Source organism: Collinsella sp. LCP21S3_C7 (assembly GCF_052118485.1).
Classification (GTDB): Bacteria; Actinomycetota; Coriobacteriia; order Coriobacteriales; family Coriobacteriaceae; genus Collinsella.
The window spans coordinates 12,632-38,433 of the sequence record NZ_JBQKHC010000016.1 but is presented as its reverse complement, the minus strand read 5'-3'; the positions used below and the strand labels follow the sequence as shown (position 1 = coordinate 38,433).

25 protein-coding genes are annotated in these 25,802 nt (G+C 61.4%); 15 read left to right on the top strand and 10 right to left on the bottom strand.

Going from position 1 to position 25,802, the window contains the following annotated elements; all coding sequences use genetic code 11:
* Positions 1-16: 16 nt before the first annotated feature.
* Complete coding sequence (queA, locus tag ACTQ1E_RS06850; RefSeq protein ID WP_441565489.1) at positions 17-1,228, top strand: tRNA preQ1(34) S-adenosylmethionine ribosyltransferase-isomerase QueA; 1,212 nt, start codon at positions 17-19, stop codon at positions 1,226-1,228.
* A 399-nt stretch (positions 1,229-1,627) separates the two neighbouring features.
* Here the strand turns inward: queA and ACTQ1E_RS06845 are convergent, their stop codons facing one another.
* Positions 1,628-3,400 (bottom strand): hypothetical protein, encoded by a 1,773-nt coding sequence (locus ACTQ1E_RS06845; protein WP_441565479.1) that lies wholly within the window; start codon positions 3,398-3,400, stop codon positions 1,628-1,630.
* A 233-nt stretch (positions 3,401-3,633) separates the two neighbouring features.
* Between ACTQ1E_RS06845 and tgt the strand changes: the two genes are divergently transcribed.
* Both tgt and ACTQ1E_RS06835 read left to right on the top strand, forming a co-directional pair.
* Positions 3,634-4,773: a tRNA guanosine(34) transglycosylase Tgt gene (gene tgt / locus ACTQ1E_RS06840; protein ID WP_441014862.1), complete on the top strand. Its 1,140-nt coding sequence runs from the start codon at positions 3,634-3,636 to the stop codon at positions 4,771-4,773.
* A gap of 233 nt (positions 4,774-5,006) precedes the next feature.
* On the top strand, positions 5,007-5,765 hold the full coding sequence (locus tag ACTQ1E_RS06835) for a TIGR00730 family Rossman fold protein (RefSeq protein WP_427719574.1): 759 nt from the start codon (positions 5,007-5,009) through the stop codon (positions 5,763-5,765).
* A gap of 50 nt (positions 5,766-5,815) precedes the next feature.
* On the opposite strand, the gene ACTQ1E_RS06830 is transcribed toward ACTQ1E_RS06835, so the two are convergent.
* Together ACTQ1E_RS06830 and ACTQ1E_RS06825 are read right to left on the bottom strand one after the other, a co-directional pair.
* Positions 5,816-5,977 (bottom strand): hypothetical protein, encoded by a 162-nt coding sequence (locus ACTQ1E_RS06830; RefSeq protein ID WP_441565477.1) that lies wholly within the window; start codon positions 5,975-5,977, stop codon positions 5,816-5,818.
* Entirely contained in the window at positions 5,953-6,111 is a 159-nt protein-coding gene (locus ACTQ1E_RS06825; protein WP_441565475.1) for a DegV family protein, read from the bottom strand. Before ACTQ1E_RS06825 ends, ACTQ1E_RS06830 begins: the two co-directional genes overlap by 25 nt.
* Positions 6,112-6,262: 151 nt before the next feature.
* On the opposite strand from ACTQ1E_RS06825, the gene ACTQ1E_RS06820 reads away from it, so the two are divergent.
* The 8 genes from ACTQ1E_RS06820 to ACTQ1E_RS06785 all read left to right on the top strand — a co-directional run bounded on the left by ACTQ1E_RS06820 (position 6,263) and on the right by ACTQ1E_RS06785 (position 15,306).
* Positions 6,263-6,931: an HAD hydrolase-like protein gene (locus ACTQ1E_RS06820; RefSeq protein ID WP_441565473.1), complete on the top strand. Its 669-nt coding sequence runs from the start codon at positions 6,263-6,265 to the stop codon at positions 6,929-6,931.
* A gap of 54 nt (positions 6,932-6,985) precedes the next feature.
* Positions 6,986-8,422: a M20 family metallopeptidase gene (locus ACTQ1E_RS06815; protein WP_441565471.1), complete on the top strand. Its 1,437-nt coding sequence runs from the start codon at positions 6,986-6,988 to the stop codon at positions 8,420-8,422.
* A 293-nt stretch (positions 8,423-8,715) separates the two neighbouring features.
* Complete coding sequence (locus ACTQ1E_RS06810) at positions 8,716-9,651, top strand: phosphate ABC transporter substrate-binding protein (RefSeq protein ID WP_154515770.1); 936 nt, start codon at positions 8,716-8,718, stop codon at positions 9,649-9,651.
* A gap of 24 nt (positions 9,652-9,675) precedes the next feature.
* The gene (pstC, locus tag ACTQ1E_RS06805; protein WP_427719566.1) at positions 9,676-10,584 is read left to right on the top strand and encodes a phosphate ABC transporter permease subunit PstC; all 909 of its coding nucleotides are present in this window, start codon (positions 9,676-9,678) and stop codon (positions 10,582-10,584) included.
* Entirely contained in the window at positions 10,577-11,503 is a 927-nt protein-coding gene (pstA, locus tag ACTQ1E_RS06800; protein ID WP_427795763.1) for a phosphate ABC transporter permease PstA, read from the top strand. The genes pstC and pstA overlap by 8 nt, the downstream gene beginning before the upstream one ends.
* A complete protein-coding gene (gene pstB / locus ACTQ1E_RS06795) occupies positions 11,500-12,372 on the top strand; it encodes a phosphate ABC transporter ATP-binding protein PstB (RefSeq protein WP_427719562.1) in 873 nt (290 codons plus the stop codon). Before pstA ends, pstB begins: the two co-directional genes overlap by 4 nt.
* 297 nt (positions 12,373-12,669) lie before the next feature.
* Positions 12,670-14,529: an ABC-F family ATP-binding cassette domain-containing protein gene (locus tag ACTQ1E_RS06790; protein WP_441565469.1), complete on the top strand. Its 1,860-nt coding sequence runs from the start codon at positions 12,670-12,672 to the stop codon at positions 14,527-14,529.
* 6 nt (positions 14,530-14,535) lie between these two features.
* Positions 14,536-15,306: a Cof-type HAD-IIB family hydrolase gene (locus ACTQ1E_RS06785; protein WP_441565467.1), complete on the top strand. Its 771-nt coding sequence runs from the start codon at positions 14,536-14,538 to the stop codon at positions 15,304-15,306.
* A gap of 98 nt (positions 15,307-15,404) precedes the next feature.
* Here ACTQ1E_RS06785 and ACTQ1E_RS06780 read toward each other — a convergent pair whose 3' ends face one another.
* The 5 genes from ACTQ1E_RS06780 to ACTQ1E_RS06760 all read right to left on the bottom strand — a co-directional run bounded on the left by ACTQ1E_RS06780 (position 15,405) and on the right by ACTQ1E_RS06760 (position 21,117).
* Positions 15,405-17,357: a heavy metal translocating P-type ATPase gene (locus tag ACTQ1E_RS06780; RefSeq protein WP_441565465.1), complete on the bottom strand. Its 1,953-nt coding sequence runs from the start codon at positions 17,355-17,357 to the stop codon at positions 15,405-15,407.
* Positions 17,358-17,456: 99 nt separating this feature from the next.
* The gene (locus ACTQ1E_RS06775) at positions 17,457-17,675 is read right to left on the bottom strand and encodes a cation transporter (RefSeq protein ID WP_195363207.1); all 219 of its coding nucleotides are present in this window, start codon (positions 17,673-17,675) and stop codon (positions 17,457-17,459) included.
* A gap of 63 nt (positions 17,676-17,738) precedes the next feature.
* Positions 17,739-18,107, bottom strand: coding sequence for an ArsR/SmtB family transcription factor (locus ACTQ1E_RS06770; protein ID WP_427747430.1), 369 nt, complete (start codon positions 18,105-18,107; stop codon positions 17,739-17,741).
* Between the two features lie 411 nt (positions 18,108-18,518).
* Positions 18,519-19,718 carry a hypothetical protein gene (locus ACTQ1E_RS06765; RefSeq protein ID WP_427794609.1) on the bottom strand — a complete coding sequence of 400 codons (1,200 nt, stop codon included), beginning with the start codon at positions 19,716-19,718 and terminating at the stop codon, positions 18,519-18,521.
* Between the two features lie 430 nt (positions 19,719-20,148).
* A complete protein-coding gene (locus ACTQ1E_RS06760) occupies positions 20,149-21,117 on the bottom strand; it encodes a 3'-5' exonuclease (RefSeq protein WP_441565463.1) in 969 nt (322 codons plus the stop codon).
* A gap of 171 nt (positions 21,118-21,288) precedes the next feature.
* Between ACTQ1E_RS06760 and ACTQ1E_RS06755 the strand changes: the two genes are divergently transcribed.
* Positions 21,289-22,371, top strand: coding sequence for a putative manganese transporter (locus tag ACTQ1E_RS06755; RefSeq protein WP_441565461.1), 1,083 nt, complete (start codon positions 21,289-21,291; stop codon positions 22,369-22,371).
* Between the two features lie 132 nt (positions 22,372-22,503).
* On the opposite strand, the gene ACTQ1E_RS06750 is transcribed toward ACTQ1E_RS06755, so the two are convergent.
* The gene (locus ACTQ1E_RS06750; RefSeq protein ID WP_154515742.1) at positions 22,504-22,986 is read right to left on the bottom strand and encodes a YaiI/YqxD family protein; all 483 of its coding nucleotides are present in this window, start codon (positions 22,984-22,986) and stop codon (positions 22,504-22,506) included.
* The gene (locus ACTQ1E_RS06745; protein ID WP_118099399.1) at positions 22,987-23,589 is read right to left on the bottom strand and encodes an HdeD family acid-resistance protein; all 603 of its coding nucleotides are present in this window, start codon (positions 23,587-23,589) and stop codon (positions 22,987-22,989) included.
* A 235-nt stretch (positions 23,590-23,824) separates the two neighbouring features.
* Between ACTQ1E_RS06745 and ACTQ1E_RS06740 the strand changes: the two genes are divergently transcribed.
* The 3 genes from ACTQ1E_RS06740 (at position 23,825) to ACTQ1E_RS06730 (ending at position 25,772) form a co-directional block, all read left to right on the top strand.
* Complete coding sequence (locus tag ACTQ1E_RS06740) at positions 23,825-24,496, top strand: nitroreductase family protein (RefSeq protein ID WP_441565459.1); 672 nt, start codon at positions 23,825-23,827, stop codon at positions 24,494-24,496.
* Between the two features lie 80 nt (positions 24,497-24,576).
* Complete coding sequence (locus ACTQ1E_RS06735; RefSeq protein ID WP_441565457.1) at positions 24,577-25,119, top strand: histidine phosphatase family protein; 543 nt, start codon at positions 24,577-24,579, stop codon at positions 25,117-25,119.
* A gap of 17 nt (positions 25,120-25,136) precedes the next feature.
* Positions 25,137-25,772 (top strand): histidine phosphatase family protein, encoded by a 636-nt coding sequence (locus ACTQ1E_RS06730; protein WP_441565455.1) that lies wholly within the window; start codon positions 25,137-25,139, stop codon positions 25,770-25,772.
* The last annotated feature ends 30 nt before the right edge of the window (positions 25,773-25,802 follow it).

The window sequence follows — 25,802 nt, the reverse complement described above, 5'->3', positions numbered from 1 at the left end:
AGTATTCGACGTGTCTATGCGTACCGATGATTTTGACTACAACCTTCCTGAGGAACTGATTGCCCAGGCTCCTGCTGAGCCGCGCGACTCCTGCCGCCTGCTGGTGGTGGATCGCAAGGGCTCCCAGGCGGGAACGCCACTGGAGCATGGCGGCACCGTCGAGCACCGCATCTTCCGCGACATCATCGACTATATCGAGCCGGGCGACGTGCTCGTCATCAACCAGACGCGCGTGATGCCGGCCCGCCTTATCGGTCGCAAGGCCGGCTCGGGCGGCGTGGTCGAAACGCTGCTGCTCAAGCGCCGCGAGGACGTGGATCCGCTGGGTCACGTTTGGGAGTGCTTGGTCAAACCGGGCAAGCGCCTAAAGCCCGGCGCTCAGATTGAGTATCGCGCCGGTGGCGCCCATGCGCCCGAGGGCGCGCCCGTGGTGCTGACGGCCGAGGTCGTCGACTTTGTCACCGATAGCCGCGGCGGCCGCCTGGTGCGTTTTGAGCCGACCGGTTGCAATGCCGCCGGCGACCCGCGCACGCTCGATGAGGCTATCCATGCTGCCGGCCACGTGCCGCTGCCGCCCTACATTACCGATTACGAGGGCGATCCCGAGAAGTACCAGACCGTCTACGCCATGAAGGAGGAGCACTCAGCTGCCGCTCCCACGGCGGGTCTGCACTTTACTCCCGAGCTCATGGCCGCTATCGAGGCCAAGGGTGCGAAGTTTGCCGCCGTCGAGCTCGAGGTGGGCATCGATACCTTCCGTCTGGTGGAGGAGGACGACCCCACGCAGCACGTGATGCACACCGAGCGCTATCACGTGTCGCAGGAGGTTGTCGACGCCGTGCATAAGGCTAAGGCCGAGGGGCATCGCGTGATTGCTGTCGGTACCACCGCAGTCCGCTCGCTCGAGAGTGCGTTTGACGCGGACGCGCCGGTGTCCGATCCGGCTGTGACGGCGCGCTATTTTGAGGGCCGTAAGGACGGGGCCGACACGCTCGGCCGTGGTGACATCGTGGCGCGCGAGAACGCGACGACGCAGCTCTACCTCATGCCCGGCTCGACCTATCACGTGGTCGACGCGCTGATCACCAACTTCCATGTTCCGCGCTCCACACTCATGATGCTCGTGAGCGCACTTGCCACCCGCGATCAGATCATGGATGCCTATGCCGCCGCTATCGAGCAGCGCTACCGCTTCTTCAGCTTTGGCGACGCCATGCTCATTTGTTAGTTACGCGGTTCTACGAACCGCGTAACTGCTCGACGCTGCGCGGGCCGCATTTGGACAATCTGACGTTCAACTTCAAGGGCGCGACCAGAAGGTCAGCGCCCTTTCGTTTCACGTCACCTTGCCTCAAATGCGACCCGCTCGCTGTCGCTGGCAAAACATCGGCATTTCTTTGGTTGTCAAGAGATTGCCGTTCTGGCGGGTTTTCGCTGACTTCGCCAAAACATTGGCGTTGCCGTGGTTCAACCTGCCAAAAAGGGACAGGTTTATTTTGGCAGGTTTTATCTGGGCAAACGTTGTTGGTGCAATGGGGACTGCTTTATATGCACCAAGTTGGTGCAAAGTGGCCTGGCCCCTTTGCACCAATCAAAACGTTGCGGTGAGTGTTTTTTGGCAGCTGGTTTACTTGCTCGCGAACAGCCAGATCAGGACGATCACGAGGATTACGGTGACAATGCAGACGATTGCGCCGGTGAATTTGACGCGTGAGTCGCGGGTGCGCTCGCGCACGTCGTTCTCGGCGGCTTCGAGCTGAGCCACTTCGCGCTCGGTTTCGGCACGCTCGTCCTTATCGCGAGCCAGGGAGCCCGCGAGCGATTCGGTGATCTCGGGATGGTTGTGCACCTCGGTCGCCTGCTCGATGATCGACTGCGCATGCGCGACGTCCGCCTGGGCATTGGCGATAGCCTGCTCTTGCTCTTGACGCGCTTTGTCCTCGGTGACGATCTTCTCGCGTAATTCGCGCTGGCGTGTTGCAGCGGCCGCCTTTGCGGTCTGCAGCTCGTCGCGCGCGGCATCGGCCTCGGCCGTCACGGCCTGATGGGCGCGCTTGGCGTCGGCGATGGGGGCTTGCGCCTGCTCGACGGCGTGCTCGGCGGCTGCGAGCGAGTGCTCAAGATCGGCGGTGATGCGCGGGACATCTTCCTCGGCTTTACGCAGGGCATCAGCCGTGTCGGAGATCTGCATCGAAAGCTCGCTGGTGCGCACCGTATAGTTGGCGGGATTTGCCGAGGGATTGCGCTGCAGCTCGGCATACTCACGGCGCAACGTTTCGAGTTGAGCACGCGTGGCGTCGACGGTTTGCTGCGCTGCGGCAACGCCGGCGTCGCGCTCGGCCTTCACCTTGTCGCGGATGCGCTTGGAATCCTCGAGACGTCGTACGAGGCGGTTACCGGTCTCGCGCGAGCTGGCTTCGCGCGCTTCGACGGCATCGAGTGCGGCTTTGAGACGCCGCTCGGTGGCGTCGTCCTCTTCTTTTATTTGTTCGAGCTGCGCTTTGAGCTCTGTTGTCTTGGCGGCATGGGTATCGCGGCCGATTTCTGCCGCCGCGGCGGCCTTTTGTGCCGTGTCGATAGCGTGGCGCTGCTCGGCGACGATTTGGTCGTAGCGGTCTGCGATATCCTGGCGCGTCTCGAGCTCCTCGCCTTGATCGGCGATGCGCTGATCAAGTTCGGCCAGGTGGGCACGAGCGTCCGCGAGCGCCTTCTTTGCGGCGTTCATCTCGCGCATGGCAGAGGCGCCCTGGACGATAAAAGTGCCTACGGCGTTTGCTGTATTTGAGACGGCGGTTCCCAGATCGCGGCTGGCTGCAGGGGCGTGTGGAGCGGTCGGGTGACCGGCGTCGGCCGTACCCGCATCGGGCGCCTGCGACGTGGCGATATTGCCGGTGCCACCCTCGATCACGGAAAAGCCGGCAGTGTGCGGGTCAACTGCATCTGCGCCAATTGTAGGGTGCTCGAGCTGTAAGAACGAAGGTACGGTGCTGCCTTGGTCGGCAACGGGGGTCTCGCCAGGCACGAAGGTCGATGCGGCCTCGGCGGCCTTCTCTTCTTCGACGTCCACATCGGCGTCGGCCACGGCGTCTTTCATCGCTTTGACGGCATCCATCATGGAGTCCATGACGGCATCGAGCTCTTCTTCCGAAGATACCTCGATGGGGCCTGCCGCCTGTGACGCGGGGTCCGCGTCGGGCTCGGCGTCGTTCGACTCCGGTTGCTCGCCTTCGTCATGCTCGACAGTATCGCCTGTGTCTGTTGCCTTATCCGCACTGGCGTGCGCATCTTTGGCGGATGCATCGACGGAAGCGGCGACGCAGGTAGGAGTGCTGCAGTCGTCGACGGCGTCTGCGGAATCATCAATATGCTGCTGAGTCTGGGGGTCCAGCTCGTCTGTCATAGGCATGTGCTCCTCATCGTTGATTGTCACCCTATGATAAAGTCTCGCGCCGGCATCCCGCGCGCCGCAGCAAAGTTTCAAAACGTGTTCGATGGCTCGCTTGGATAGCAAAAATACGGCCGCTCTATTCAGTTTGCGCTTGACATTTCCTTCTCCCAAAGACGTTATGCCGTTCACCTGCCGCGGTCTTTATAATGGTTTGCGTATGAACCGCAACCAAGGAGTTCCAGTTTATGGACCAGAGCCTATTTAAATTCGACCTGATCGCCGAGGATCCGACGACGCATGCGCGTGCCGGCGTGCTGCACACCCCGCACGGCGACATCGAGACGCCGATCTTTATGCCCGTGGGCACCAAGGCAAACGTCAAGGGCATTCCTGCCGAGACTGTCAAACAGCTCGGCGCCCAGATCGTGCTCGCCAATACCTATCACCTGTCCATGCGCCCCGGCGAGGACACCATCGCCGAGTTGGGTGGCCTGCACAAGTTTATGAACTGGCATGGCCCCATCCTCACTGATTCCGGCGGTTTCCAGGTGTTCAGCCACAACGACGCCGTCAAGCTCACCGACGAGGGCGTGCGCTTTATCGTCAACGACTACGACGGCCGCCACGTGTTCTGGACGCCCGAGGACAACATGGAAATCGCCATGAAGCTCGGCTCCGACATCTGCATGCAGCTCGATCAGTGCCCGGGCTATCCCGCCACGCGCGCCTACGTTGAGCGCGCCGTTGAGCTGTCGAGCATGTGGGCCGAGCGCTGCTATAAAGCTCATACCCGCGACGACCAGGCGCTCTTTGGCATCGTTCAGGGCGGCATGCATCTGGACCTGCGCCTGCGTTCGCTGCGCCATCTGGAGGAGTGCGGTGACTTCCCCGGTTACGGCATTGGCGGCTACTCGGTGGGCGAGGACCACGAGACCATGTTTGAGACGCTGGCACCGCTCGCGAGCGAGTACATGCCCAAACATAAGCCGCGCTACCTGATGGGCGTCGGCAACCCGACGACGCTCGTGCGTGGTGTAGGCGTGGGCATCGACATGTTCGACTGCGTGCTGCCGACGCGCACCGGCCGCATGGGGACGGCGTTCTCGAGCGAGGGTCGCCTTAACTTCCGCAACGCCCGCTTTGCGCACGACGACGGCCCCATCGATCCCACCTGCACCTGCCCGGTGTGCACGGGCGGCTACAGCCGTGCGCTCATTCGCCACATGGTCACGCAGAAGGAGATGCTCGGCGGCATTTTGCTTTCGATGCACAACATCTACTACCTGCTCAACCTTATGCAGCGTGCCCGCCAGGCCATTATCGAGGGCCGTTACGGTGCGTTCGTGAGCGACTGGATGAACAGCCCCGCGGCAGTGGATTACTAAGAGCTGCGGGTGCGCTTGCGGGGGCGCTCGCGCTGTGTCGAGGCTACGTGCCAATCGACCGTGCGTAACCGGCGCCGGGCATCGCATGCGTCGGCATCGGTTGCACGACCTCTGACCGATGCCTTGCAAGCGCTTGGTGCATCGTGGGTACCATACCGAATGGTTGATGTTCGGGCGGGTGTTTGACGCATGGCGTCGACCCCGCCCGTTTCTATTTTCGATAGGAGTATCCCATGATTAAGAATGAGAACGTCGAGGGCGAGCCGGCCTACGACGAGACGTACCGACGCGGCCCCGTGGTTATGCGCGGCCCTATGATTCCTAAGGACAACACCTACGCCAACCTGCTGGCGCCCGAGGACTCGACTGACTGGTTGCACGCCGACCCGTGGCGTGTGCTGCGCATTCAGGCCGAGTTTGTCGATGGCTTCGGCGCGCTTGCCGAGCTCGGGCCCGCGGTGACCATCTTCGGCAGTGCCCGCACGCCCAAGACCGATCCGCTCTACAAGGCGGCGCGCACGGTCGGCCGCAAGATCGCGCAGCGCGGCGTGGCGGTTATCACCGGCGGTGGTCCTGGCATTATGGAGGCGGCCAACAGGGGAGCGGCGAGCGCCAACGGCAAGTCGGTCGGCTTGGGTATTGAGCTTCCGCACGAGCATGGGCTCAACAAATACGTGAACCTCGGCATGGACTTCCGTTACTTCTTTGTGCGCAAGACCATGTTTGTCAAATACAGCTCGGGCGCCATCGTGTTTCCCGGTGGTTTTGGTACGCTCGACGAGATGTTTGAGGTGCTCACGCTGGTGCAGACGCACAAGGTCAAGCGCATGCCGCTTGTTTTGGTGGGCAGCGAATACTGGCAGGGCCTGTTCGACTGGCTCAACGGCCCGGTGATGGATGCCGGCATGATCAGCCCACTCGATCCAGATCTCGTCCACATCACCGATGACCTCAACGAGGCCGTCGACATCGCCCTGAGCGGGCTGATGTAGGGTAGGTAAAATGGGACGGGGCTAAAAAGACTGGTCTGAAACGTTTGATATCAGTCTTTTTGGCCCCGTCCCAAATGAACTGCTTCCAAGTTGCGGTGGAATAGGGATTGGTTGGCGACGATGCGCTTGGCGCCACGACCCTTTTTGATCGCCTTGATCTTGCCCGATTTCCACTCCGGCGAAACGGTCAGGCGAGTATTGAGCATCTGCATGAGCTGGCCTGCACCTGGTCGAGCAGGTCTTCGCCTTCGATAATCACATGAAGCGGAATCACGTAAATGCCGAGCTCTTGGGCGCGGGCGGGGGAGATGTCCGACGTGGAGTCGGTTATGATGGCAAAAGACATAATTGCACCTTTCGTTGGGGCGCTTGCGCGCCGCCTTCTGAGAGCAAAGTGCGACAAGTATAGTAGAGACGCTCCACATTGCTAGGTTCAATTGTTGAATAGTCAACAGGTTGAAGTTTCGGTGTGGAAATCGTCAACTGGGGGAAGAGGGATGTCGGTGGAGGCACTGGAGATATGCAAGCGGCCGGTCGTGCTGTTTGATTTTGACGGCACGGTGGCCGATACGGGCCGGGCGGTGATGACCTCGACGCGTAAAGCGCTGGCTGCGCGCGGGTTTTCTGAGGCGCAGATGGGTGACCTGCGCCGCATGATCGGGCCTCCGTTGTGGAAGAGCTTCCACGACTTTTACGGCTTCTCGCGCGAGGAGTCGCTTGTGGTGGCCGACGAGTACCGTGCCTTTTTTGATGAGCTGGGACCGGAAGAGTACCCCGTGTTCGATGGAATTCCCGAACTGCTCGATGGCCTGGCCGCCCAGGGGCATCACTTGGCCGTGGCGACGTCGCGCATGGAGGCAAAGTGCATCGACATGGTGGGCGAGCTGGGGCTTTCGCAGTTTGAGGCGGTGGTCGGTATGAATCCGCCGCAGGGGCGTGAGACCAAGGCCGATTCGGTTCGCGATGCCCTGGCGGCGCTCGGCGCGACGGCGGACGATGCCGTGATGATTGGCGATCGCTTTAACGATGTGGAGGGCGCGCACGCAAGGGGCGTGCCGTGCATTGGCATCTATTCGGGCGCGGCGGTGCCGGGCGAGCACGAGGCAGCGGGTGCCGATGCAGCGGTGCACTCGGTGGCCGAGCTTGCTAAACTTTTCGCCATCTAATGACGTTATGCGAGGGGCGGGTGTGGCCGTCGCTCATTGGTAAGGAGGTCGTCCATGAATCAGGTGGAGCAGAGCGTTACCGAGTATGTCGACGAGATCTGGGAAGATGTCGTTGCCGATATCGAGCAGCTGGTGAGCTATCCGTCCGTGGCCGTTGCTGCCCATGCGGAGCCCGGTGCGCCGTTTGGCCGCCCGGTCCGTGATGCGCTCGATTGCGCGCTCGGCATTGCGCAAAAGCTCGGCTACCAGACGAGCGACGACGAGGGCTATGTGGGCATCGCCGACATTCCCGGCCGCGGCGATAAGCAGCTTGCGACCATCTGCCATGTGGATGTGGTGCCCGCCGGTCCCGGTTGGAACACCGACCCGTTTGCGATGGAGCGCCGCGAGGGCTGGCTGCTCGGTCGTGGCGTGATCGACGACAAGGGCCCGGCCGTGTTGTCGCTCTACGCCGGTGCCTACCTGATCAAGCACGGCATTGTGCCGCGCTATACCTTCCGCGCGCTGCTGGGTTGCGATGAGGAAGTGGGCATGTCCGACGTTCACCATTATCTGGAGAACCACGCAGACCCCGACTTTTTGTTTACGCCCGATGCCGAGTTCCCGGTCTGCAATGCCGAGAAGGGCCAGTTTGGGGCGACGTTTGTGAGCTCCAAGATCGACGGCGGGCGCATCGTATCGTGGAGCGGTGCCGAGGCGAGCAACGCCATTCCGTCGCAGTCTATCTGCGAGCTCGCGATTGCCGCCGATGAGCTGCCGGCGCCCGTTGAGAACGCCGACCGCCTGGAGATCACGGCGCTCGATAACGGGCATGCGCAGCTTTTCGCCCACGGTATTGGCGGCCACGCTTCGATGCCCGAGGGAACGATCAATGCCGTCGGCCTCATCGTGGCGTATCTGCGCGAGGCCGAGGACGCGTTTGGCGCACGCGACGAGCGCCTGCTGACGCCCGCCGAGCACGAGTTTGTCAAGTTTCTGACCTTTGTACATGCGGATGCCTATGGCCACGGCCTGGGTATCGACGCGACGAGCCCGGCGTTTGGCCCGCTCACGTGCAACCCCGGTGTTATCCGTGTGATGGATGGCCATATTGAGCAGGTCATCGACGTACGTTTCCCCGACAGCACGAGCGCCGATACCATCTGCGAGCAGCTCGAGCCGCTCGTGGGCCGCTTTGGCGTGACGTGCCGTGTGGGTCGTGCAAAGGTGCCGTTCTCGGTGTCCGCCGACGATCCGGCCGTGAAGGCGCTTATTGATACCTATAACGAGTTTACGGGCAAGCATGCCGAGCCCTTTGCCATGGGCGGCGGCACGTACGCGCGCAACTTTGCCCGCGCCGTGTCGTTTGGCCCCGAGGAAACCGGCCTGGAGCTGCCCGCATGGGGCGGCCAGATGCACGGCCCCAACGAGTGCGCCAACGAGGAACAGCTCAAGCAGGCGCTCAAGATCTATATTGTTGCGATCCTCCGTTTGAATGAATTAGAGCTTTAAGGTTACGCGGTTCCCTAATCTAAGTTGCGATGGAATAGTTCCTAGAATGGGCCATTTGATGGCCAAGCAGGAACTATTTCACCGCAACTTTGTTTTTATTGGTGTAAAAGGCGGGCCATGCTTGGGGGCGGGTTTGTTATTCGTTTGTAAAGCCGAGTCGCGCTTGCGGTAAGGGTCTATCAAATGCCCGTAAGAATCCGCAGTTGGCGCGGGCACCGCCCGATCGAGGCCGTATCTTTCCAAACAGCAAAGCGGGCAGGGTGCCCGCGAGTCGCATGTATGAAAGGAAGATCATGCTCGATCAGGCTTATTCTCGTCGTCAGTTCCTCGGCCTCGCTGGTGGTCTTGCCAGCTTCGTGGGCCTCGGCCTCGTTGGTTGCGGCGGCGCAGGCGCTTCCAACGCCGCCGACAAGGGCAGCGCCGCTGCCGAGTCCGTCTCCGGCGAGGTGACCTACGACGGCGCCTCCTCGTTCCAGGCTCTCGTCGAGGCCGCTGCCGAGAAGTTCATGGACGCCAACCCGGACGTCTCCGTCTCTGGCTCGGGCAACGGTTCGGGCAAGGGCCTGACCGCCGTTGCCGCCGGTACCGTCACCATCGGTAACTCCGACGTCTTCGCCGAGACCAAGCTCGAGGCCGACCAGGTCAAAAACCTCGTCGACCACGAGGTCGCCGTCGTGGGCATGGGTCCCGTCGTCTCCAAGAACGTGAAGGTCGACGACTTGTCCCTCGAGCAGCTCAAGGGCATCTTCTCCGGCCAGATCACCAACTGGAAGGAGGTCGGCGGCGACGACGCCACCATCGTCGTTCTCAACCGCAAGGCCGGCTCCGGCACCCGCGCCACCTTCGAGGCCGCCGTCTTTGGTGACGAGGCCGTCGACTTTAAGGGCGACGCCGAGCTCGACAAGTCCGGCGACGTCCAGACTCAGATGGCCAGCACCGACAACGCCATCTCCTACCTCGACTTCTCGCACTTCGACGACTCCAAGTTCAACGCCATTAAGGTTGAGGGCGTGGAGCCCAAGAGCGCAAACGTCACTGACGACTCCTTTAAGATCTGGGCGACCGAGCACATGTACTGTGCAAAGGACGCCGACGATGCCACCAAGGCCTTCTTGGAGTTCATGCTTTCCGACGACGTCCAGGGCAAGCTCGTCGAGGAACAGGGCTTTATCCCTGTCTCTGCCATGAAGGTCGTCAAGGACGCCAGCGGCAAGGTCTCCGCTAAATAAGTAATCGCCCCGGAAAGGTTTGCAATGGCAAAACAGCTGCCAAAGCGCGACCTTGAGAACGTGGGCCTGGGCGTCACGGGCGCGTGCGTAGCGCTCGTGACGCTTGTCGTTGCCGCGCTCATCTTTATGGTCGCCCAAAAGGGCCTCTCGGCTTTTCTCAAGGACGGCGTTTCGGTCGTCGAGTTCTTTACCGGCACCAAGTGGGACCTGGCCAACACGGCCGAAAACGGCCTGCCCTATACCGGCGCCCTGCCCCTGATCGTCACCTCGTTTGCGGTCATGGTGCTCTCCACGCTTATCGCGCTGCCCATCGCCATCGGCTCTGCCATCTTTGCGGTCGAGATTAGCCCTAAGTTTGGCTCCAAGGTGTTTCAGCCGCTTATTGAGCTTTTGACCGGCATTCCCTCGGTCGTCTTTGGCCTGGTCGGCTTTCACGTGGTCGTCGGTCTTATGAAGAGCGTTTTCCACGTGAGCACGGGCCTGGGCATCTTGCCCGGCGCCATCGTGCTGGCCGTCATGATCTTGCCGACGATGACCACCCTTTCGGTCGATGGCCTGCGTGCCGTGCCCGATAGCTACCGTCAGGGTTCGCTCGCGCTGGGCTACACCCGCTGGCAGACCATCTGGCACGTGGTACTCAAATCCGCCATGCCGTCGCTCATGACCGCGGTCATCCTTGGCATGACCCGCGCCTTTGGCGAGACGCTCGCCGTGCGCATGGTTATCGGCGGTATAGAGGCCATGCCGACGTCGCTGCTGTCGCCGGCGTCCACCATCACCACCACGCTCACCACGTCTATGGCGGTCTATGCCGAGGGCTCTGCCCAAGACGACGTCCTGTGGGCGCTCGGTCTGCTGCTGATGGGCATGAGCCTCATCTTTATCCTGATCATCCACCTTATCGGCCGCAAGGGGGCGAAGGCTCGTGGCTAGCACGCGCATTCATATCGACGAGGCGAGACTCAGGCGCGTCCAAAAGCAGGACCGCATTGCCACGGGCGTGCTGACGGCAATCGTCGCCATCGTCATGCTCATCGTCGTCTCCATGGTGGCCTATATCCTGTTCGAGGGCATCTCGACGCTGTTCCAGCCGGGCTTTCTCACGCAGCCCGCGCGCGCCAACGGAACCCAGGGCGGCGTGCTCTACCAGCTGTTCGACTCGTTCTATCTGCTGCTAATCACCCTAGGTATCTCGGTGCCCATCAGCTTGGGCGGCGCGGTTTTCCTGGTTGAGTACGCGCCGGACGGCCCCATCCGCGACATCGCCTCCACCGCCATCGAGACGCTGTCCTCGCTGCCTTCCATCGTCGTCGGCATGTTCGGCTTTCTGGTATTCTCGGTGCAGCTGGGCTGGAAGTACTCCATCATCTCCGGCGCCGTCGCGCTCACCATGTTCAACATTCCCATCCTGGTGCGCGTGATCCAGCAGGCGCTCGAGGACGTGCCGCAGGCCCAGCGCGATGCGTGCCTGGCTATGGGCCTCACCCGCTGGGAGGCCACGCTGCACATCCTGATCCCCGAGGCCATGCCCGCTATCGTGACCGGTATCGTGCTTTCGGCCGGCCGTGTGTTTGGCGAGGCCGCGGCGCTGCTCTTTACCTCGGGCATGAGCTCGCCGGTGCGTCTGAACTTCTTGAGCTTTAACCTGTCGAGTCCCACCTGCGCCTGGAACGTGTTCCGCCCCGGTGAGTCGCTCGCCGTGCACATCTATAAGATCTATGGCGAGGGCAGCCCCGAGGCACAGCAGATTGTTTGGGGCACCGCGGCACTGCTGATGATCTGCGTGCTGCTGTTTAACGTAGTCGCCCGTATCGTGGGCAAGCAACTGGCAAGGAGGATGACGGCCGAATGAGCGAAATAAATGCAACGCCCGCAACCGAGGCGGCCGCGTCCGAGACCCAGGACTTTTTGTCGAGCGTGGGGGAGAGCGAGAAGCGCGTGCGCGTAAGCGGCAAAGCGGTGAGCGACGAGGTCGTGCTTTCCACCAAGGACGTCAACGTTTACTATGGCGACCACCATGCGCTGCACGATACGTCGCTCGATTTTCACAAGGGCGAGATCACGGCGCTCATCGGGCCTTCGGGCTGCGGTAAGTCGACCTTTTTGCGCAGCCTCAACCTTATGAATCGCGAGATTCGCGGCTGCCGCGTGGAGGGCGAGATCAACTATCGCGGGCGCAACGTGAACACCAAGACCGAGAACACCTACGAGCTGCGTCGCTCCATTGGCATGGTGTTCCAGCAGCCCAACCCCTTTCGCAAGTCCATTCGCGACAACATCACGTTTGCGCCCAAACGCCACGGCATTACTGACCGCGACGAGCTCGATCGCATGGTCGAGGAAAGCCTGCGCGGCGCGGCGCTGTGGGACGAGGTCAAGGACAAGCTCGACAAGAGCGCCTACGCGCTTTCGGGCGGCCAGCAGCAACGCCTGTGCATTGCGCGCACGCTGGCGCTCAATCCCGATGTGATTCTGTTTGACGAGCCCTGCTCGGCGCTCGACCCCATCTCGACGCTGGCAATCGAGGACCTGATGTCATCGATTGTTGCCGATCGCGCCATCGTCATCGTGACGCACAACATGGAGCAGGCGTCGCGCGTGTCCAACCGCACGGCGTTTTTCTACATGGGCGATATGGTCGAGTACGACGAGACCGACGAGATTTTCCAACGGCCCAAGGATAAGCGGCTGAATGATTACCTCACCGGCATGTTCTCCTAGTCCGGGACATGCTTGAGGCCCGCGGCGGCCATGGTTGCTGCGGGACTGATTGGAGAGGCGGGTCATCTCCTGCGGGAGATGGCCCGCCTTTTTGTGTCGTGTGCGGCCGTCGACCTACCAAAAAGGGACAGGTTTATTTTGGCAGGTTTAACGTTTTACCACGGAGTGCCCTTGGACTGCTCTGACGTTTGCCCAGATAAAACCTGCCAAAATAAACCTGTCCCTTTTTGGTAGGTTTTGGGGCGGGGCTCGCTGCTATCATGGACAACGTTGAATTTCTACGAAGGAGCAGGGCATATGGCGATTCTTTTGGGATGCGATTCCGTCAGCCTAGAGTTTCCCACCAAGCATATTTTCGATAGCGTGACGCTCGGCGTGGGCGAGGGCGACCGTATTGGTATCGTCGGCAAAAACGGCGACGGCAAGTCGACGCTGCTGAGTGTGCTCGCCGGCACACTGGAGCCCGACAACGGACGCGTGACGCATCGCCGCGACACGACGATTGGTTTGCTCGGCCAAAAGGACAACCTGGTCGATACCGACACCGTGCATCATGCCGTCGTCGGCGACACGCCCGAGTACGAATGGGCGTCGAGCCCGCGTACGCGCCAGATTCTGGCTGGCCTTATTAGCGATGTGCCCTGGGAGGGCACGGTGGGCGAGCTTTCGGGCGGCCAGCGCCGCCGCGTGGACCTCGCGCGCCTGCTGATCGGCGACTACGATGTGCTCATGCTCGACGAGCCCACCAACCACCTGGACATGCGCACCATCAACTGGCTTGCGCGCCACTTAAAGGCCCGCTGGCAGCGAGGCCAGGGCGCCATGCTCGTGGTCACGCACGACCGTTGGTTCTTGGACGAGGTCTGCACCAGCATGTGGGAGGTCCACGACGGCCAGGTCGACCCCTTCGAGGGCGGCTACTCCGCCTACATCCTTCAGCGCGTAGAGCGCGACCGCATGGCCGCCGTTACCGAGGAGCGCCGTCGCAACATGGCGCGCAAGGAGCTCGCGTGGCTGAGCCGCGGCGCACAGGCGCGCTCCACCAAGCCCAAGTTTCGCGTGGAGGCCGCTCGCGAGCTCATCGCCGACGTGCCGCCCGTGCGCGACGAGCTGGAGCTCAAGCGCCTGGCGGTGAGTCGCCTGGGCAAGCAGGTTATCGACGTGGTCGACGTGGACGCCGGCTATGCCGATACCGACGGCGCGCCCAAGCAAGTGCTCTCCGACGTGACCTGGCTCATTGGTGCGGGCGACCGCTATGGTCTTTTGGGCGAGAACGGCGCCGGCAAGTCCACACTGCTCGATGTGATTCAGGGCAAGATCGCGCCCCTGCGCGGCCGCGTGAAGATTGGCCAGACGGTGCGCTTTGGCGTGCTGTCGCAGCAGCTCGAGGAGCTCGAGCCCTACATGGGCGACACGATCCGCGAGGTGCTCAGCAACTACAAGAAGTACTACGTTATCGATGGCAAGGAGACCTCGCCCGAGAAGCTCTGCGAGCGTCTGGGCTTTACGACGCAGCAGCTCTGGAGTCGTATCGGCGATCTTTCGGGCGGACAGCGCCGTCGCCTGTCGCTGCTGCTGACGATCCTGGACGAGCCCAATGTGCTCATCCTGGACGAGCCCGGCAACGACCTGGATACCGACATGTTGGCGATTGTCGAGGACCTGCTCGATGGTTGGCCCGGCACGTTGATTCTGGTAACGCATGACCGCTTTTTGATGGAGCGCGTGACCGACCAGCAGTGGGCGCTGCTCGATGGTCACCTGACGCATATGCCCGGCGGCGTCGACCAGTACCTGCGCCTGTGCAATGCCACCGCCGAGGGCGAGCCCGTGGGTGCGCCGAGTGCCAAGACCGGCACGTTTGACACCGGTGCCGCGGCAGCTGCGGCCGAAAAGCCCAAGGCGAGCGGTCAGCCCAATGGCCTTTCCAATGCCGAGCGCCAGAAGCTCCGCCGCGAGGTGAGCTCGCTCGAGCGCAAGATGGAGACGCAGCGCGCTCGCGTGGAGGAGGCCGAGGCCGCGATGGCTCAGGTCGACCCCACCAACTACACGGCGCTGGGCGAGCAGCAGGCAAAGATCGACGAGGCTCACGCCGCTATGGACGAGCTGGAGATGGCGTGGCTCGAGGCGAGCGAGAAGCTCGAGGGCGAGGAGTAGACGAGGATGATCAAAGCCGCGTTTTTCGATATCGACGGCACGCTACTGAGCTTTAAGACGCACCGGATTCCGGCGTCGGCGCAGCAAGTGCTCGACAGCTTTCACGAGCAGGGGATCGCGTGCGTGATCGCCACAGGCCGTCCGACCTACCAGATGCCGGATTGGCTGTTCGACTTGGGTTGGGATGCGTATATTACGCTTTCGGGCCAGCACTGTTTTGATGCCGAGGGCGTCTACCGCAGCTGCCCGATTGATCCGGACGACGTTGCGGTGATTGTGGACCAGGTGGCCGAGGGACGCTATGACTCACTGTGCATGCAGGGCGAGAACTCGTTTGTGAACCGCCTGTCCGAGCGCGTGGTGACGGCCGGTAGCAACGCGGGAATCGTCTACCACGAGGAGCCGTTTGAGCACGCCTTCGATGCGCCGGTTTACCAGTTTTGCGCCTTTGTGGATCCTGCCGACGAGCATATCGTGACCGATGCCGTGTCGCATTCGCTCACCACGCGCTGGTGCGACCTGTTCTGCGACATTATTCCGGCCAACGGCGGCAAGGACCTGGGTGTGGCGGCGACGCTGGAGCGCCTGGGCATCGACGCGAGCGAGGCGATCGCCTTTGGCGATGGCGAGAACGACCTGTCGATGTTTGCCGCCGTGGGTACGAGCGTGGCCATGGGCAACGCGCAAGACACGGTAAAGGCTGCGGCGAGCTACGTGACGACCGCCGTGGACGACGACGGAATTTACAACGCCGCAAAGCACTTTGGGCTGCTATAGCTGCGGCTCGGCACTTGGGGACGTTCCTTTTCTGCCGGCAGTTGGGGACGCCCCTTGCGCGTGGTGTGCCGCGTCGCCCGGCCGGAAAGCCACGTATGCTACAGGTTCTTGACACCCATCGCGCGCATGGCGTTCAGGATGGCGATGATCGCCACGCCTACGTCGCCAAAGACGGCGAGCCACATGTTGGCAATGCCCAGTGCCGCAAGTACCAGAATCAGCATCTTAATACCCAGTGCAAAGATGATGTTCTGCCAAACAATCGTCATGGTCTTGCGAGCCACGCGGATTGCACGGGAAATGTTGGACGGCTTGTCGTCCATGAGTACAACGTCGGCGGCCTCAATTGCGGCGTCGGAGCCCATGGCGCCCATGGCAATGCCCACATCGGCACGGGTGAGCACGGGCGCATCGTTGATACCGTCGCCCACAAAGGCGAGCTTGCCCTTGCCCGATTCGGTCGCCAGCAATGCCTCGACGCGCTCGACCTTGTCACCTGGCAGAAGCTGCGCGTGGAACTCATCGACTCCCAGCTGATTGGCCACGGCGGCGGCCACTTCCTCGCGGTCTCCCGTGAGCATGACGGTGCGCTTGACGCCGGCGGCGTGCAGCTCGCGAATCGTTTGCTCGGCATCGGCTTTGACGGTGTCGGCAATTACGATGTGACCGGCATAGACGTCATCGACCAGCACATGGAGGATAGTGCCGACGACCTCACAGTCCGGTGTTTCAACGCCGGACGCGGCGAGCATCTTGGCGTTGCCGACGACGACGTGCCTGCCGTCGATGTTCGCCGTCACGCCGTGGCCCGCGTCGTTGGCGGATTCGCATACACGCTTGGGGTCGAGTTGGCCCTGGAAGGCGGCGCGCACCGACTGCGCGATGGGGTGGTCGGAGAACGACTCGGCGAGGGCTGCGACTTCAAGCAGCGATTGCTCGGTATAGCCGCCCTCGGGGTGCACCGCGACGACCGAGAACGTGCCGTTGGTGAGCGTGCCGGTTTTGTCGAAGACGACGGTATCCACATCGGCGAGCGCCTCGAGGTAGTTGGAGCCCTTGATGAGAACTCCCAGCTTGGACGCGCCGCCGATGCCGCCAAAGAAGCTCAGCGGCACGCTAATCACGAGTGCGCACGGGCAGCTGACGACGAGGAAGGTCAGGCCGCGCAGGATCCAATCGGACCAGGCACCGGTCACCAGGCCGCCGCCGAGCGCGAGCACCGCTGCCGCGCCGGTGACGGCGGGCGTGTAGACGCGGGCGAACCGTGTGATGAAGTTTTCGGTGCGTGCTTTCTTCTCGCTGGCGTTTTCCACAAGCTCCAGGACGCGCGCGACGGTGGACTCGCCAAAGGGTTTGGTGGTGCGCACGCGGATAAGACCCGTCATGTTGATGCAGCCGCTGATGATATCGTCGCCGGTCTTGGCGGTACGGGGGACTGACTCGCCGGTGAGGGCGGCGGTGTCGAGCTGGGTTACGCCCTCGACGATAACGCCGTCGATGGGCACGCGCTCGCCGGGCTTGATGACAATGACGGTGCCGACGGCGATGTCATCGGGAAAGACCTGCTCGAGCGTGCCGTCAGCCTGCTCAACGTTGGCGTAATCGGGCGCGATGTCCATCATGGCGCTGATCGACTTGCGGCTCTTGCCCACGGCGTAGGCCTGGAACAGCTCGCCGACCTGGTAGAACAACATAACGGCGGCGCCTTCGGCCATGTGCGGATCGGTATCGGGGAAGAGCACCGTGGCAAACGCGCCGATGGTCGCGACGGCCATGAGAAAGCTCTCGTCGAACGCCTTGCCGCGGCGGATGTTATTGAATGCCTTTTGGAGCACGTCGTAGCCGGCAATCAAAAACGGCACGAGGAACAGCACAAAGCTGGCGTAGATGTTGCCTGGGGTGCCGAATGTGGCGGTGAGGGCGCCGAGCTCATCGAGGGCGTACACCACGACAAAAATACCCAGCGCTACCAGGATGCGGTTGCGTTTATGCTCGAGTGACTCTTTTTTCTTGCGCTTCTTCTTTTTCTTCTTGGGGTCGGCGGTGGCCATGACTCGTATCCTCCCATTTGAATGTATGAACACCCGCTCATATAACATCGCGACAAAGGCCGCGAGAAGCGCGGCCTTGCGTATCAGCGTATGCGCAGGCTAGAGAATGATCTCGCAGTCCGGCTCGGCGTCGGCGGTGAACTCCACGACGCGATCAAGGACCTCGTCGAACTCAGCGTCGTCGGCCTCAAGCGTCAGCTTCTGGGTCATAAAGTTGACCGAAACGGATTTGACGCCCTCGAGCTTGGCGAGTTCGTCCTGAAGCTTACGCGCGCAGTTGGCGCAGTCGATCTCGTCGAGCTTGAACTGCTTTTTCATGATGGGTTCCTTTCCCTGTATTTGCGGCTTGGGTGCAGACCGCGCTGGTACCGTGGTTGGTCGCTATTCGCAGATGTGGCTCATGCCTTGGTTGAGCATGGTGTAGACATGATCGTCGGCGAGCGAGTAGAGGATGTTGCGCCCGTCGCGCCGGAATTTAACCAGGTGCGACTGTTTGAGCGTGCGCAGCTGGTGCGACACCGCGGACTGCGAGGTCGCAGTCGCCTCGGCGATGTCGGCCACGCAGAGTTCGCGGCCCATGAGAGCGTAGAGGATCTTGATACGCGTGGTGTCGCTGAAAACCTTGAACAAGTCGGCAAGGTCGTACAGCAGCTCCTCGTCGGGAAGGTCCTCGGGCGAGCAAGTGGTGGGGATGTCGGGCACGATGGCGGTGTCGATGTCGGTCCTTATTTCATCGGCGTGTTCGCTCATTGCAATATCCTTTCATATGAACATGTGCTCATATAACTTACTTCCGAGTATATGAGCGCATGTTCATATGTCAATATAATTTGCAAAATTTTTTGCTGTCGATTGGCCCCAGAGGCGGCTAAGGGCATTGGTTGGTGCTGATAAGGCCGCCGATGCCAACGTGGGTACCCTAGCGACGTGCAAAAAGGGGAGTTTTCAGCATCGACGAGGGGTTATTTATTGCATGATACGGCGTCGTTTGCCGCCACAGGGCTTTACTGGAGTGCAAATGGCAATAGATATTCCCCAGCTGTTGCCTAACTTACATCGAAAACAGCGGCTTCGGTGCAAAATGGGGCAATTCGGCCGCCCTCGGATACTCGGCTCTGCTGAAAACTCCCGTTTTTGCACGTCGCCGGGGTACCCACCCTGTCAGTCCGCCTCTGTTCTGGCCCCGTACACCCTGCCTTCGGGTGTGGAGGTGCTTGTTTGGGCGAACTCCGGGCAATCCAGCTCGATGACTTGCATGTCGTCGATGGCCGGGACATTGTTGATCGTCGGGTCGTCCAGCGAGATGCCCTCGAGCACTGCGCGCTCGAGCTCAAGTGCATTACCCTGCGCTGCGTCTTGACGGAGGAGCTCCTCAATACGCTTCTTTTCCTCGATAAATCTCCTGAGCACAAATTGTCGCAGCTCTTCTTGCTTGATTGCGAAATCTTTGGGCAGGCGCGATGGGCGAATGCCCTCCTTTCGCTGGATTGCCTCCATAACCCTGGCGAAGGCGCTGGCGTGCATAAAGGAATAGCGACTGACGGTAATGATTCCGTAGCCCATGGACGCCAGCGCGTTCTTGCGCTCTTCGTCAATGGCGCGGTCTTCTTCGGCATCGTGCTGAAATCCGTTGTATTCGATGTCGGTTCGGGACCGCTTGAGATATGCATCCATATAGAACTTTTCGCGCCGCGTGAGATTCTTTGCAGCAGCTGTGACCTTTACTTCGTAGTCGGTCTCGATCTCGCTAATGCCAAGACCGCCCTCGCGCCTGGGTAGCGTGAGCATCATGACAAACGCCGTTTCCATCGGCGATCGGCATCCGTCCCGCACGCATTGGATGGCTTTTCGGGCAAGTTCGAGGCCCTTGCAGTCGATGAGGGAGTTAAAGAAATGTTTAAGGCTCGAAGTCGAGGTGAGTGCGAAGCGCTCGGTATAGGATGTCGAGGCATCGTGCCCAAGGGAATAGGCTCCACACAGTTCGAAGTAGTACTCCACAAGTTCTCGAAAGGGAAGATAGGTTGCGGCCTGAAGCGCGCAGAGTTCGACGCCGACAATATAGATGTCGTCGGCAAGCTTGATAAAGCGCGAGCCCGCGAATCGCTTGGATGATACGTGGCACTTGCAGCCCGTCATGCTGCGCACGTTTGCGCGCTCGAACACCGTTGTATCGAGCGGGGCATCGTTATCCAGAGCGACGTTGTGCCTGGCGAGCCAGTCGGCGGCAGAGTCGAGCAGATCCTTGCTGGGGCGCGCCCCGTAGATCTTGGCAGGGCTGCAGGGCTCGGTGCCAATTGCGGATACCGAGTATGCGGCTTGGTAGACCGCTTTTGCCGTGTTATGTGAAAGTACGATACTCATACAGATAGCATGGCAGACCAGGCAGCGGGGCTCGCAATGAATGCCAAGGCAAAATGGCGCGGCATAACAAAAGCTGTCCAAGCGCTTGACGCCAATGATGGAGAAAGATGCTATTTGGAGCATTGTCGCAGCTCGCTGGCTACGCAGACCTCCACAACTGATGCTGGTCAGCATCGTTTTGATGCAAAGGCGGCGTCAACAAAAATGTGCAATTTGGCTTGAACATACGCAGATGAAGTACTTGGTTATGCGGCGGCTAGACATCGGGGGCTGGAGGGCCATGTTGTACGGCGCGAAAAACAGGCCGATATCCGCTTGGACATCGGCCCGTTTTTGCGTCGCTTGAGGGGGGCGCCTCGGCGTGTCGCTTTTGCGCCGGGCGCTATGGTCCGGCAAGTATTGCTCGCGAATGGCGCCTCTGCTTGGCAATCTACTTGGCAAACAGGTTCTTGAGGTTGAACTCGGCCTGCACCGTGCGGAGCATGAGGTCGGTGTCGTCGAGGCCCAGGTGCTGCTCGTTGGCGTCGGGCGCGAGGGTGCCGCGACGGCGTGCCCAGTTCTCGAGTGCGGCGGGTGCGGACTCGCGGGGGAGCGAGCGCACGTCGGCGTCCAGGCTGCGGCAGATCTGGCGCGAGTCGATGACGATAATCTTGCCGGCTCGGCGCGCCTCGGCATAGCCGTCCAGATGGATCTTGAACCAGCTGTCCTCAAAGGCGGCGTTGTGCGCCATGTACGGGTATTTCTTCATGAGCTTGAGCAGCTGCTTTTGCAGCTCCTTGTTCTCGCGGAAGGGCGTTTTGCCGTCGATGTCGTCCCAGGTGATGTGATGGATATTCGATAGCGGCACATCTTCGCCGCGGTAGATATCGGGCAGGCCGCAGTAGTGTGCCTCGGCGTCGTGCGGGACGGCGTCGCTGGTGAGCTCCATGATCTCCCAGCCCACGTTGATGATGTAGCCGCGCTCGGGTGCACGGCCGGTGGTCTCGATGTCGATGCCGAGCACCGTGCCCTGGATGGGCTTGCGGGCGTACGCCACGCCGAGCGCATCGCGGTCGCCGCGGATCTCGCGCATGACGGACGCGGCGGTGCGCTTTTGCATCTTGCCGATGGCGGCGCAGGTATCGGCGTCGGACAGGCCGCGCGAAAGCGTCGCGGGCGTCACGTTGCGCAGGCGCGCCTCGCCAATCTGGTCGCATAGGTCGCGGTTGCGGTCGGCCAGGTCGCGCACGGTGGCAAAGTCGAAGCCAGGGTCGACCTCGGCGGTAAAGTACTCGGTCTCGAGCACCTTGAGGGCCTCTTCGCCTTTTTGACGCTCGGATTCCATGGCAGCGTGATCGCCATAGATGAACATGGGGATAAACGGCTGGCGCTCGTATTCGAGTGCTTGCGAAACGTTCATATACTGCTCCTTGGACGGGCCGCGTCGTGCGGCTCGGGGTCATTGAGATGTGGCGAGATGATAGTTTACCACAGGCAACTATTGGCATCACGCCTAGGACAACTACAATACCCTAGTTGACCGCTAGGACTTTTACAATGCTGCCGAAAGACACGAAAGGTTCCATCCGTCATGGATTTGCTGATTGATATTTTGCTCGACGCCGGCAAGGACACGCTCTCGCTGGTGCCGTTCTTGTTGGTGACATATCTGGCCCTCGAGACGCTGGAACATGTGGCGGGCAATCGCGTCAACCGCGCCATCAAGCGTGCCGGCGCCGCTGGCCCCGTGGTTGGCTCGTTGCTGGGCATGGTGCCGCAGTGTGGCTTTTCGGCGATGGCGGCAACGCTGTACGCCGGTCGCGTCGTGACGTTGGGCACCCTGGTGGCGGTGTTTCTCTCGACCTCCGACGAGATGTTGCCACTGCTACTTGCCGAGCAGGTTCCCGTGCAGACTATGGCGATGCTTTTGGCTTCGAAGGCGCTGATCGCGCTGGTCACGGGCTTTATCGTGGATGCCGCCATTCGCGGCCTGCGTCGCAACGCCCGTGCTCATGCGGCGATCCGCCGTACCGTGTTGGGAACCGTTGCCAATCCGGCGCACGTTAACTGCGCGCATGACGATCACAGCGGCGGTGACATCATCGACGAGGTGGCCGAGGCGGGCGTGAGCGCCGACCACATCCATGAGCTGTGCGAGCGCGATCATTGCGGTTGTGATGAAGACGAGGACGAGCGTGACCACGGACATGGCCACGACCACGGACACGAGGGCGAGCACGAACACCACCACGGTCACTCCCACTCACACAAAGGCGCGCCCGTCCTGTCGATTATCCGCAGCGCGATTTCGCACACCGTACAGGTTTCGGTATTCATTTTCCTGGTGACGCTGATTCTGGTCGCCGTGCTCGAGACCTTCGGCGAGTCCGCGATCGAGCAGTTCCTGCGCGGCAACGAGACGCTCGCTGTCCTGGGTTCGGCGCTTGTCGGCCTCATTCCCAACTGCTCGGCGAGCGTGGTCATTACGCAGCTGTATCTGGAAGGCGCGCTGCAGCTGGCACCGATGCTCGCCGGCACGCTCATTTCTGCCGGCGTGGGTTACCTGGTACTGTTCCGCACCAACCGCAGCGCCCGCGAAAACGTCGTGTTCCTGGTCATGATGTACGTCATCGGCGCGGGCTGGGGCCTTATCCTTTCCGCCTTTGGCCTCTAAGTAGATGTTTGAGGTATCCCGTAAAAACTGGGGCATGCCTCAAACATCTACCGCCATGACCGGCGTTGGATGCGCGCCAATCGCCAAAACAAAAAGGTAGATTTTTAGGCATGTCCCAAAAGTCTACCTTGGTTAGCGCAGCAGGTCGGTGAGGTTGCGCTTAAAGCGGGCGCGGTCTTCGCTGGTGAAGGCTGCCGGTCCACGGGTGCGACCGCCGGCGCGGCGCACCTTCTTTTCTTCGTGACGAATAAACAGCTGCATATCGATGGTGGCTTTGTCGTACACGCGCCCGCGCACGCCGATGGCAGCGGCATCGCGACCGAGCACCATACTCGCCAGGCCAATGTCCTGTGTCACGACCACATCGCCTGCCTGCAGACGCTCGATAATGGCAAAGTCGGCGCTATCGGCGCCTACGCTCACGTCGAGCGTTGTGACCCAAAAGCCACGTCGCGCGTGCTCGGCATCGCGTGGGTCGTCACGGCGAATGTGCCGCTCCAGGTTTTGCGTGCTGTTGCCGGCGACAACCACGGCAACACCCGCCCGTCGCGCGCAGTCGATCGACTCACGCGTGACCGGGCAGGCGTCGGCATCAATAAACAGCGTTCTCGGCATCTAGTGCACCAGCTTGCCAAAGCGGATAGCGCGAATAACCAGCGTCACGCCAAACACCAGGAGTGCAGCGCCGGTAAAGATGACGAGCATCTTTGCCGACCACAACGGATAGATGAACACGAACACGCCGGCGATGATGGAGAGCGCGCCGCTCAGGATGGCGAGGGCACGGTTGGAAGAAAGCTCGGACTCCAGAATCGACATGATGCCCTCGACAATCCAGCCAAAGCCGGCCACGACCACCACAAGCGTGCTGAGCGTCGCGGTCGAAAGTGCCTGGTTGCGCAGGATCACCACGCCGCCCAAGATGATGAGCAGGTTGGCGAGGATGCTCGTGACGCGCCAGCCGGCGGGCAGCAGCGGCTCAAAAATGGCGGTGAACAGCCTGACGCCAGCCGTGATCACAAAGTAGAAGCCCAGTACGGTCGTCAAAAAGACGAGGGTCTTAGCGGGTGCAAACAGCAGCGCGATGCCGGCGATGAGCGCGATGACACCCGTGGCGGCGTAGATCCAGCGCACGGCTTTAATCGCCTTGCCTGCCATGCTTTTCTCGTCAAATCCAAACAGACTCGATTGCTGGTCGTCATTCTTAAAGATGCCCATGAGGCCTCCTTTCCGTGCGGCGTAAGCCGCGATCGTTACAACCAGTATCGCCTAAAGGCGCTGGCGTATGGGCCGGGGAGGGCGAAACGCAACTCAAAGGCCCCGATTTGTTACCGTTGTTCCCCACGTCGCGATTTTCTATTCAACAGGTGTAGAACATTGCAGCTCTGTTCGTTATTGCCTGCGTTTTAGGTTAGATTTTCCTAAGAACAATTGGCTTTTATTGGGGGTCCCTATGAACGAAGCTGTTCCCGCGGCGCCTTCGAGCGCCGAGTCGATGGCAAAGCAGGGTTGCGAAAAGCTTGGCCTGGATGCGTTTGATGCGCTGGTCCGTCGCGCCCGCACATGCCGCCGTTTTGACGAGTCCATGCGCGTGCCGCGCGAGTTTTTGCTCGAGCTGGCAGAGCTGGCGCACCTGGTCCCCTGTGGCGCCAATGCCCAGCGCTTGCGTTTTCATGTGGTGAGCGGTGCCGAGGACTGCGCTCGCGTGTTTGACGAGCTTGCATGGGCCGGGGCGCTCAAGGACTGGCCGGGTCCTGCCGAGGGCGAGCGTCCGACCGGCTACATTGCAATTCTTGCCGAGCGCACCGTTCCCGGCAAACCCGCCGCGCCTATCACCGAGGTCGACACGGGCATCGCGGCTCAGACGATGATGCTCGCCGCGCGCAGCGCAACGCCCGAGGTGGCGGCTTGCATGTTCAAGGCCTTTACGCCCCGCACGATCGATGTGATGGGGCTCGATAACGACAAGTACGAGCTCAAGCTGATCATGGCTTTTGGCGTGCCGGCCGAGACCCAGGTTATCGACGCGATCGATTCCAACCCCGACGGTTCTATTAATTACTGGCGCGACGAGGCGCAGGTGCATCACGTGCCCAAGCGTCCGCTTGCCGACGTGCTGGTGTAGTTGCGTCGTTGCGGCGCGATCCGGCGGCAAACCACCACAAAGGTGCCTGTCCCCTTTGTGGTGGTGCGAGGGGAGGGCGTGTGTCCGATCTGTATTTGGTTCGGCATGGGCAGACCGAGCTTAACGTGCAGAACATTTTGCAGGGCTGGCAAGACTCGCCGCTCACGGAGCGCGGGCGCGAGCAGGCACTGGCGACGCGCGCGGCGTTTGAGGCGCGCGGCATCTCCTTTGACCACGCGTATACGTCTCCGTTGGGTCGGGCGCGCCACACGGCCGAGCTGATCGTTGGCGAGGATCTTCCCATAGAGCCGGTCGATGATTTGCGCGAGTGGCGCCTGGGCACGCTGGAGGGCACATCAAATCGCGATATGCCGCCGCAGCCCTGGGGCGATTATCCGGTGGCCTTTGGTGGCGAGTCGGAAGGCGAGCTTCGGGCGCGCATGGTCGCGGCGCTGTCCCGTATTATGGCCCGACCGCAGCACGATCGTGTGCTTGTGATCTCTCATGGCTCTGCCTGCCAGGAGTTTCTTAAATGCGTGAGCGGCGGGGGAGAGCAGCCCGACAACGGTGCCGTGCTTCATTTTGGCTATTGCGACGGGGCGTTTTCGCTCCTTGATTGGTAACGAACGAAAGGACCCCTATGAACAAAGATTTGTATCTGGTCCGTCATGGACAGACGATATTCAACCTTAAACGCATTATTCAGGGATGGAGCGATTCGCCGCTCACGCAGTTGGGCTGCGAGCAGGCGGCGCGTGCCGGTATGTTCTTGCGTGCGCGTGGCGTTGAGCCCGATCACGCCTACACCTCGACGCTGCACCGCACCGAGCAGACTATCGCCAGCCTGTGGCCGGGCCTTGCCTACGAGCGTCTGGATGGCCTGCGCGAGTGGTTCTTTGGCGACTTTGAGGCCGAGCGCGTGATGCTGATGCCCGAGCGTCCGTGGCGTGACTTTTATCGTCAGTTTGGCGGTGAGGGCCAGATGCAGGTACGTGAGCGCATGGTGACGACGTTGACCGATCTTATGCGACGCCCGGACCATTCGTGCGTGCTCGCGGTGAGCCATGCCTCGGCCATCAAGGAGTTTTTGGACCACTCTAGGGGGGCGACGGCCGACGAGCGCGAGCGCGTGTTGGGCAACTGTTCGGTACTGCATTTTGCGTTTGACGACGAATCCGATACGTTTGAACTGGTCGAAGTCTTTACGCAGGAGGATTACGCGCGTGAGCTGGGGCTAGAGCCGCTCGTGGCGGCAGCGGGCCCGCAGCGCGGGTAGCGCGGGCGCGGCGATGCGGATCGCCGACAT

What these genes read in the sequence shown, in the direction of transcription:
- ACTQ1E_RS06845 (WP_441565479.1), bottom strand. Translation starts at nt 3,400, where the DNA reads ATGACAGACGAGCTGGACCCCCAGACTCAGCAGCATATTGATGATTCC.
- ACTQ1E_RS06765 (WP_427794609.1), bottom strand. Translation starts at nt 19,718, where the DNA reads ATGAGTATCGTACTTTCACATAACACGGCAAAAGCGGTCTACCAAGCC.
- pstB (WP_427719562.1), top strand. Translation starts at nt 11,500, where the DNA reads ATGAGCGAAATAAATGCAACGCCCGCAACCGAGGCGGCCGCGTCCGAG.
- ACTQ1E_RS06780 (WP_441565465.1), bottom strand. Translation starts at nt 17,357, where the DNA reads ATGGCCACCGCCGACCCCAAGAAGAAAAAGAAGAAGCGCAAGAAAAAA.
- ACTQ1E_RS06775 (WP_195363207.1), bottom strand. Translation starts at nt 17,675, where the DNA reads ATGAAAAAGCAGTTCAAGCTCGACGAGATCGACTGCGCCAACTGCGCG.
- ACTQ1E_RS06770 (WP_427747430.1), bottom strand. Translation starts at nt 18,107, where the DNA reads ATGAGCGAACACGCCGATGAAATAAGGACCGACATCGACACCGCCATC.
- ACTQ1E_RS06830 (WP_441565477.1), bottom strand. Translation starts at nt 5,977, where the DNA reads ATGCAGATGCTCAATACTCGCCTGACCGTTTCGCCGGAGTGGAAATCG.
- ACTQ1E_RS06810 (WP_154515770.1), top strand. Translation starts at nt 8,716, where the DNA reads ATGCTCGATCAGGCTTATTCTCGTCGTCAGTTCCTCGGCCTCGCTGGT.
- ACTQ1E_RS06785 (WP_441565467.1), top strand. Translation starts at nt 14,536, where the DNA reads ATGATCAAAGCCGCGTTTTTCGATATCGACGGCACGCTACTGAGCTTT.
- ACTQ1E_RS06825 (WP_441565475.1), bottom strand. Translation starts at nt 6,111, where the DNA reads ATGTCTTTTGCCATCATAACCGACTCCACGTCGGACATCTCCCCCGCC.
- ACTQ1E_RS06740 (WP_441565459.1), top strand. Translation starts at nt 23,825, where the DNA reads ATGAACGAAGCTGTTCCCGCGGCGCCTTCGAGCGCCGAGTCGATGGCA.
- ACTQ1E_RS06730 (WP_441565455.1), top strand. Translation starts at nt 25,137, where the DNA reads ATGAACAAAGATTTGTATCTGGTCCGTCATGGACAGACGATATTCAAC.
- pstC (WP_427719566.1), top strand. Translation starts at nt 9,676, where the DNA reads ATGGCAAAACAGCTGCCAAAGCGCGACCTTGAGAACGTGGGCCTGGGC.
- ACTQ1E_RS06760 (WP_441565463.1), bottom strand. Translation starts at nt 21,117, where the DNA reads ATGAACGTTTCGCAAGCACTCGAATACGAGCGCCAGCCGTTTATCCCC.
- ACTQ1E_RS06820 (WP_441565473.1), top strand. Translation starts at nt 6,263, where the DNA reads ATGTCGGTGGAGGCACTGGAGATATGCAAGCGGCCGGTCGTGCTGTTT.
- ACTQ1E_RS06755 (WP_441565461.1), top strand. Translation starts at nt 21,289, where the DNA reads ATGGATTTGCTGATTGATATTTTGCTCGACGCCGGCAAGGACACGCTC.
- ACTQ1E_RS06790 (WP_441565469.1), top strand. Translation starts at nt 12,670, where the DNA reads ATGGCGATTCTTTTGGGATGCGATTCCGTCAGCCTAGAGTTTCCCACC.
- ACTQ1E_RS06745 (WP_118099399.1), bottom strand. Translation starts at nt 23,589, where the DNA reads ATGGGCATCTTTAAGAATGACGACCAGCAATCGAGTCTGTTTGGATTT.
- ACTQ1E_RS06815 (WP_441565471.1), top strand. Translation starts at nt 6,986, where the DNA reads ATGAATCAGGTGGAGCAGAGCGTTACCGAGTATGTCGACGAGATCTGG.
- tgt (WP_441014862.1), top strand. Translation starts at nt 3,634, where the DNA reads ATGGACCAGAGCCTATTTAAATTCGACCTGATCGCCGAGGATCCGACG.
- ACTQ1E_RS06750 (WP_154515742.1), bottom strand. Translation starts at nt 22,986, where the DNA reads ATGCCGAGAACGCTGTTTATTGATGCCGACGCCTGCCCGGTCACGCGT.
- queA (WP_441565489.1), top strand. Translation starts at nt 17, where the DNA reads ATGCGTACCGATGATTTTGACTACAACCTTCCTGAGGAACTGATTGCC.
- ACTQ1E_RS06835 (WP_427719574.1), top strand. Translation starts at nt 5,007, where the DNA reads ATGATTAAGAATGAGAACGTCGAGGGCGAGCCGGCCTACGACGAGACG.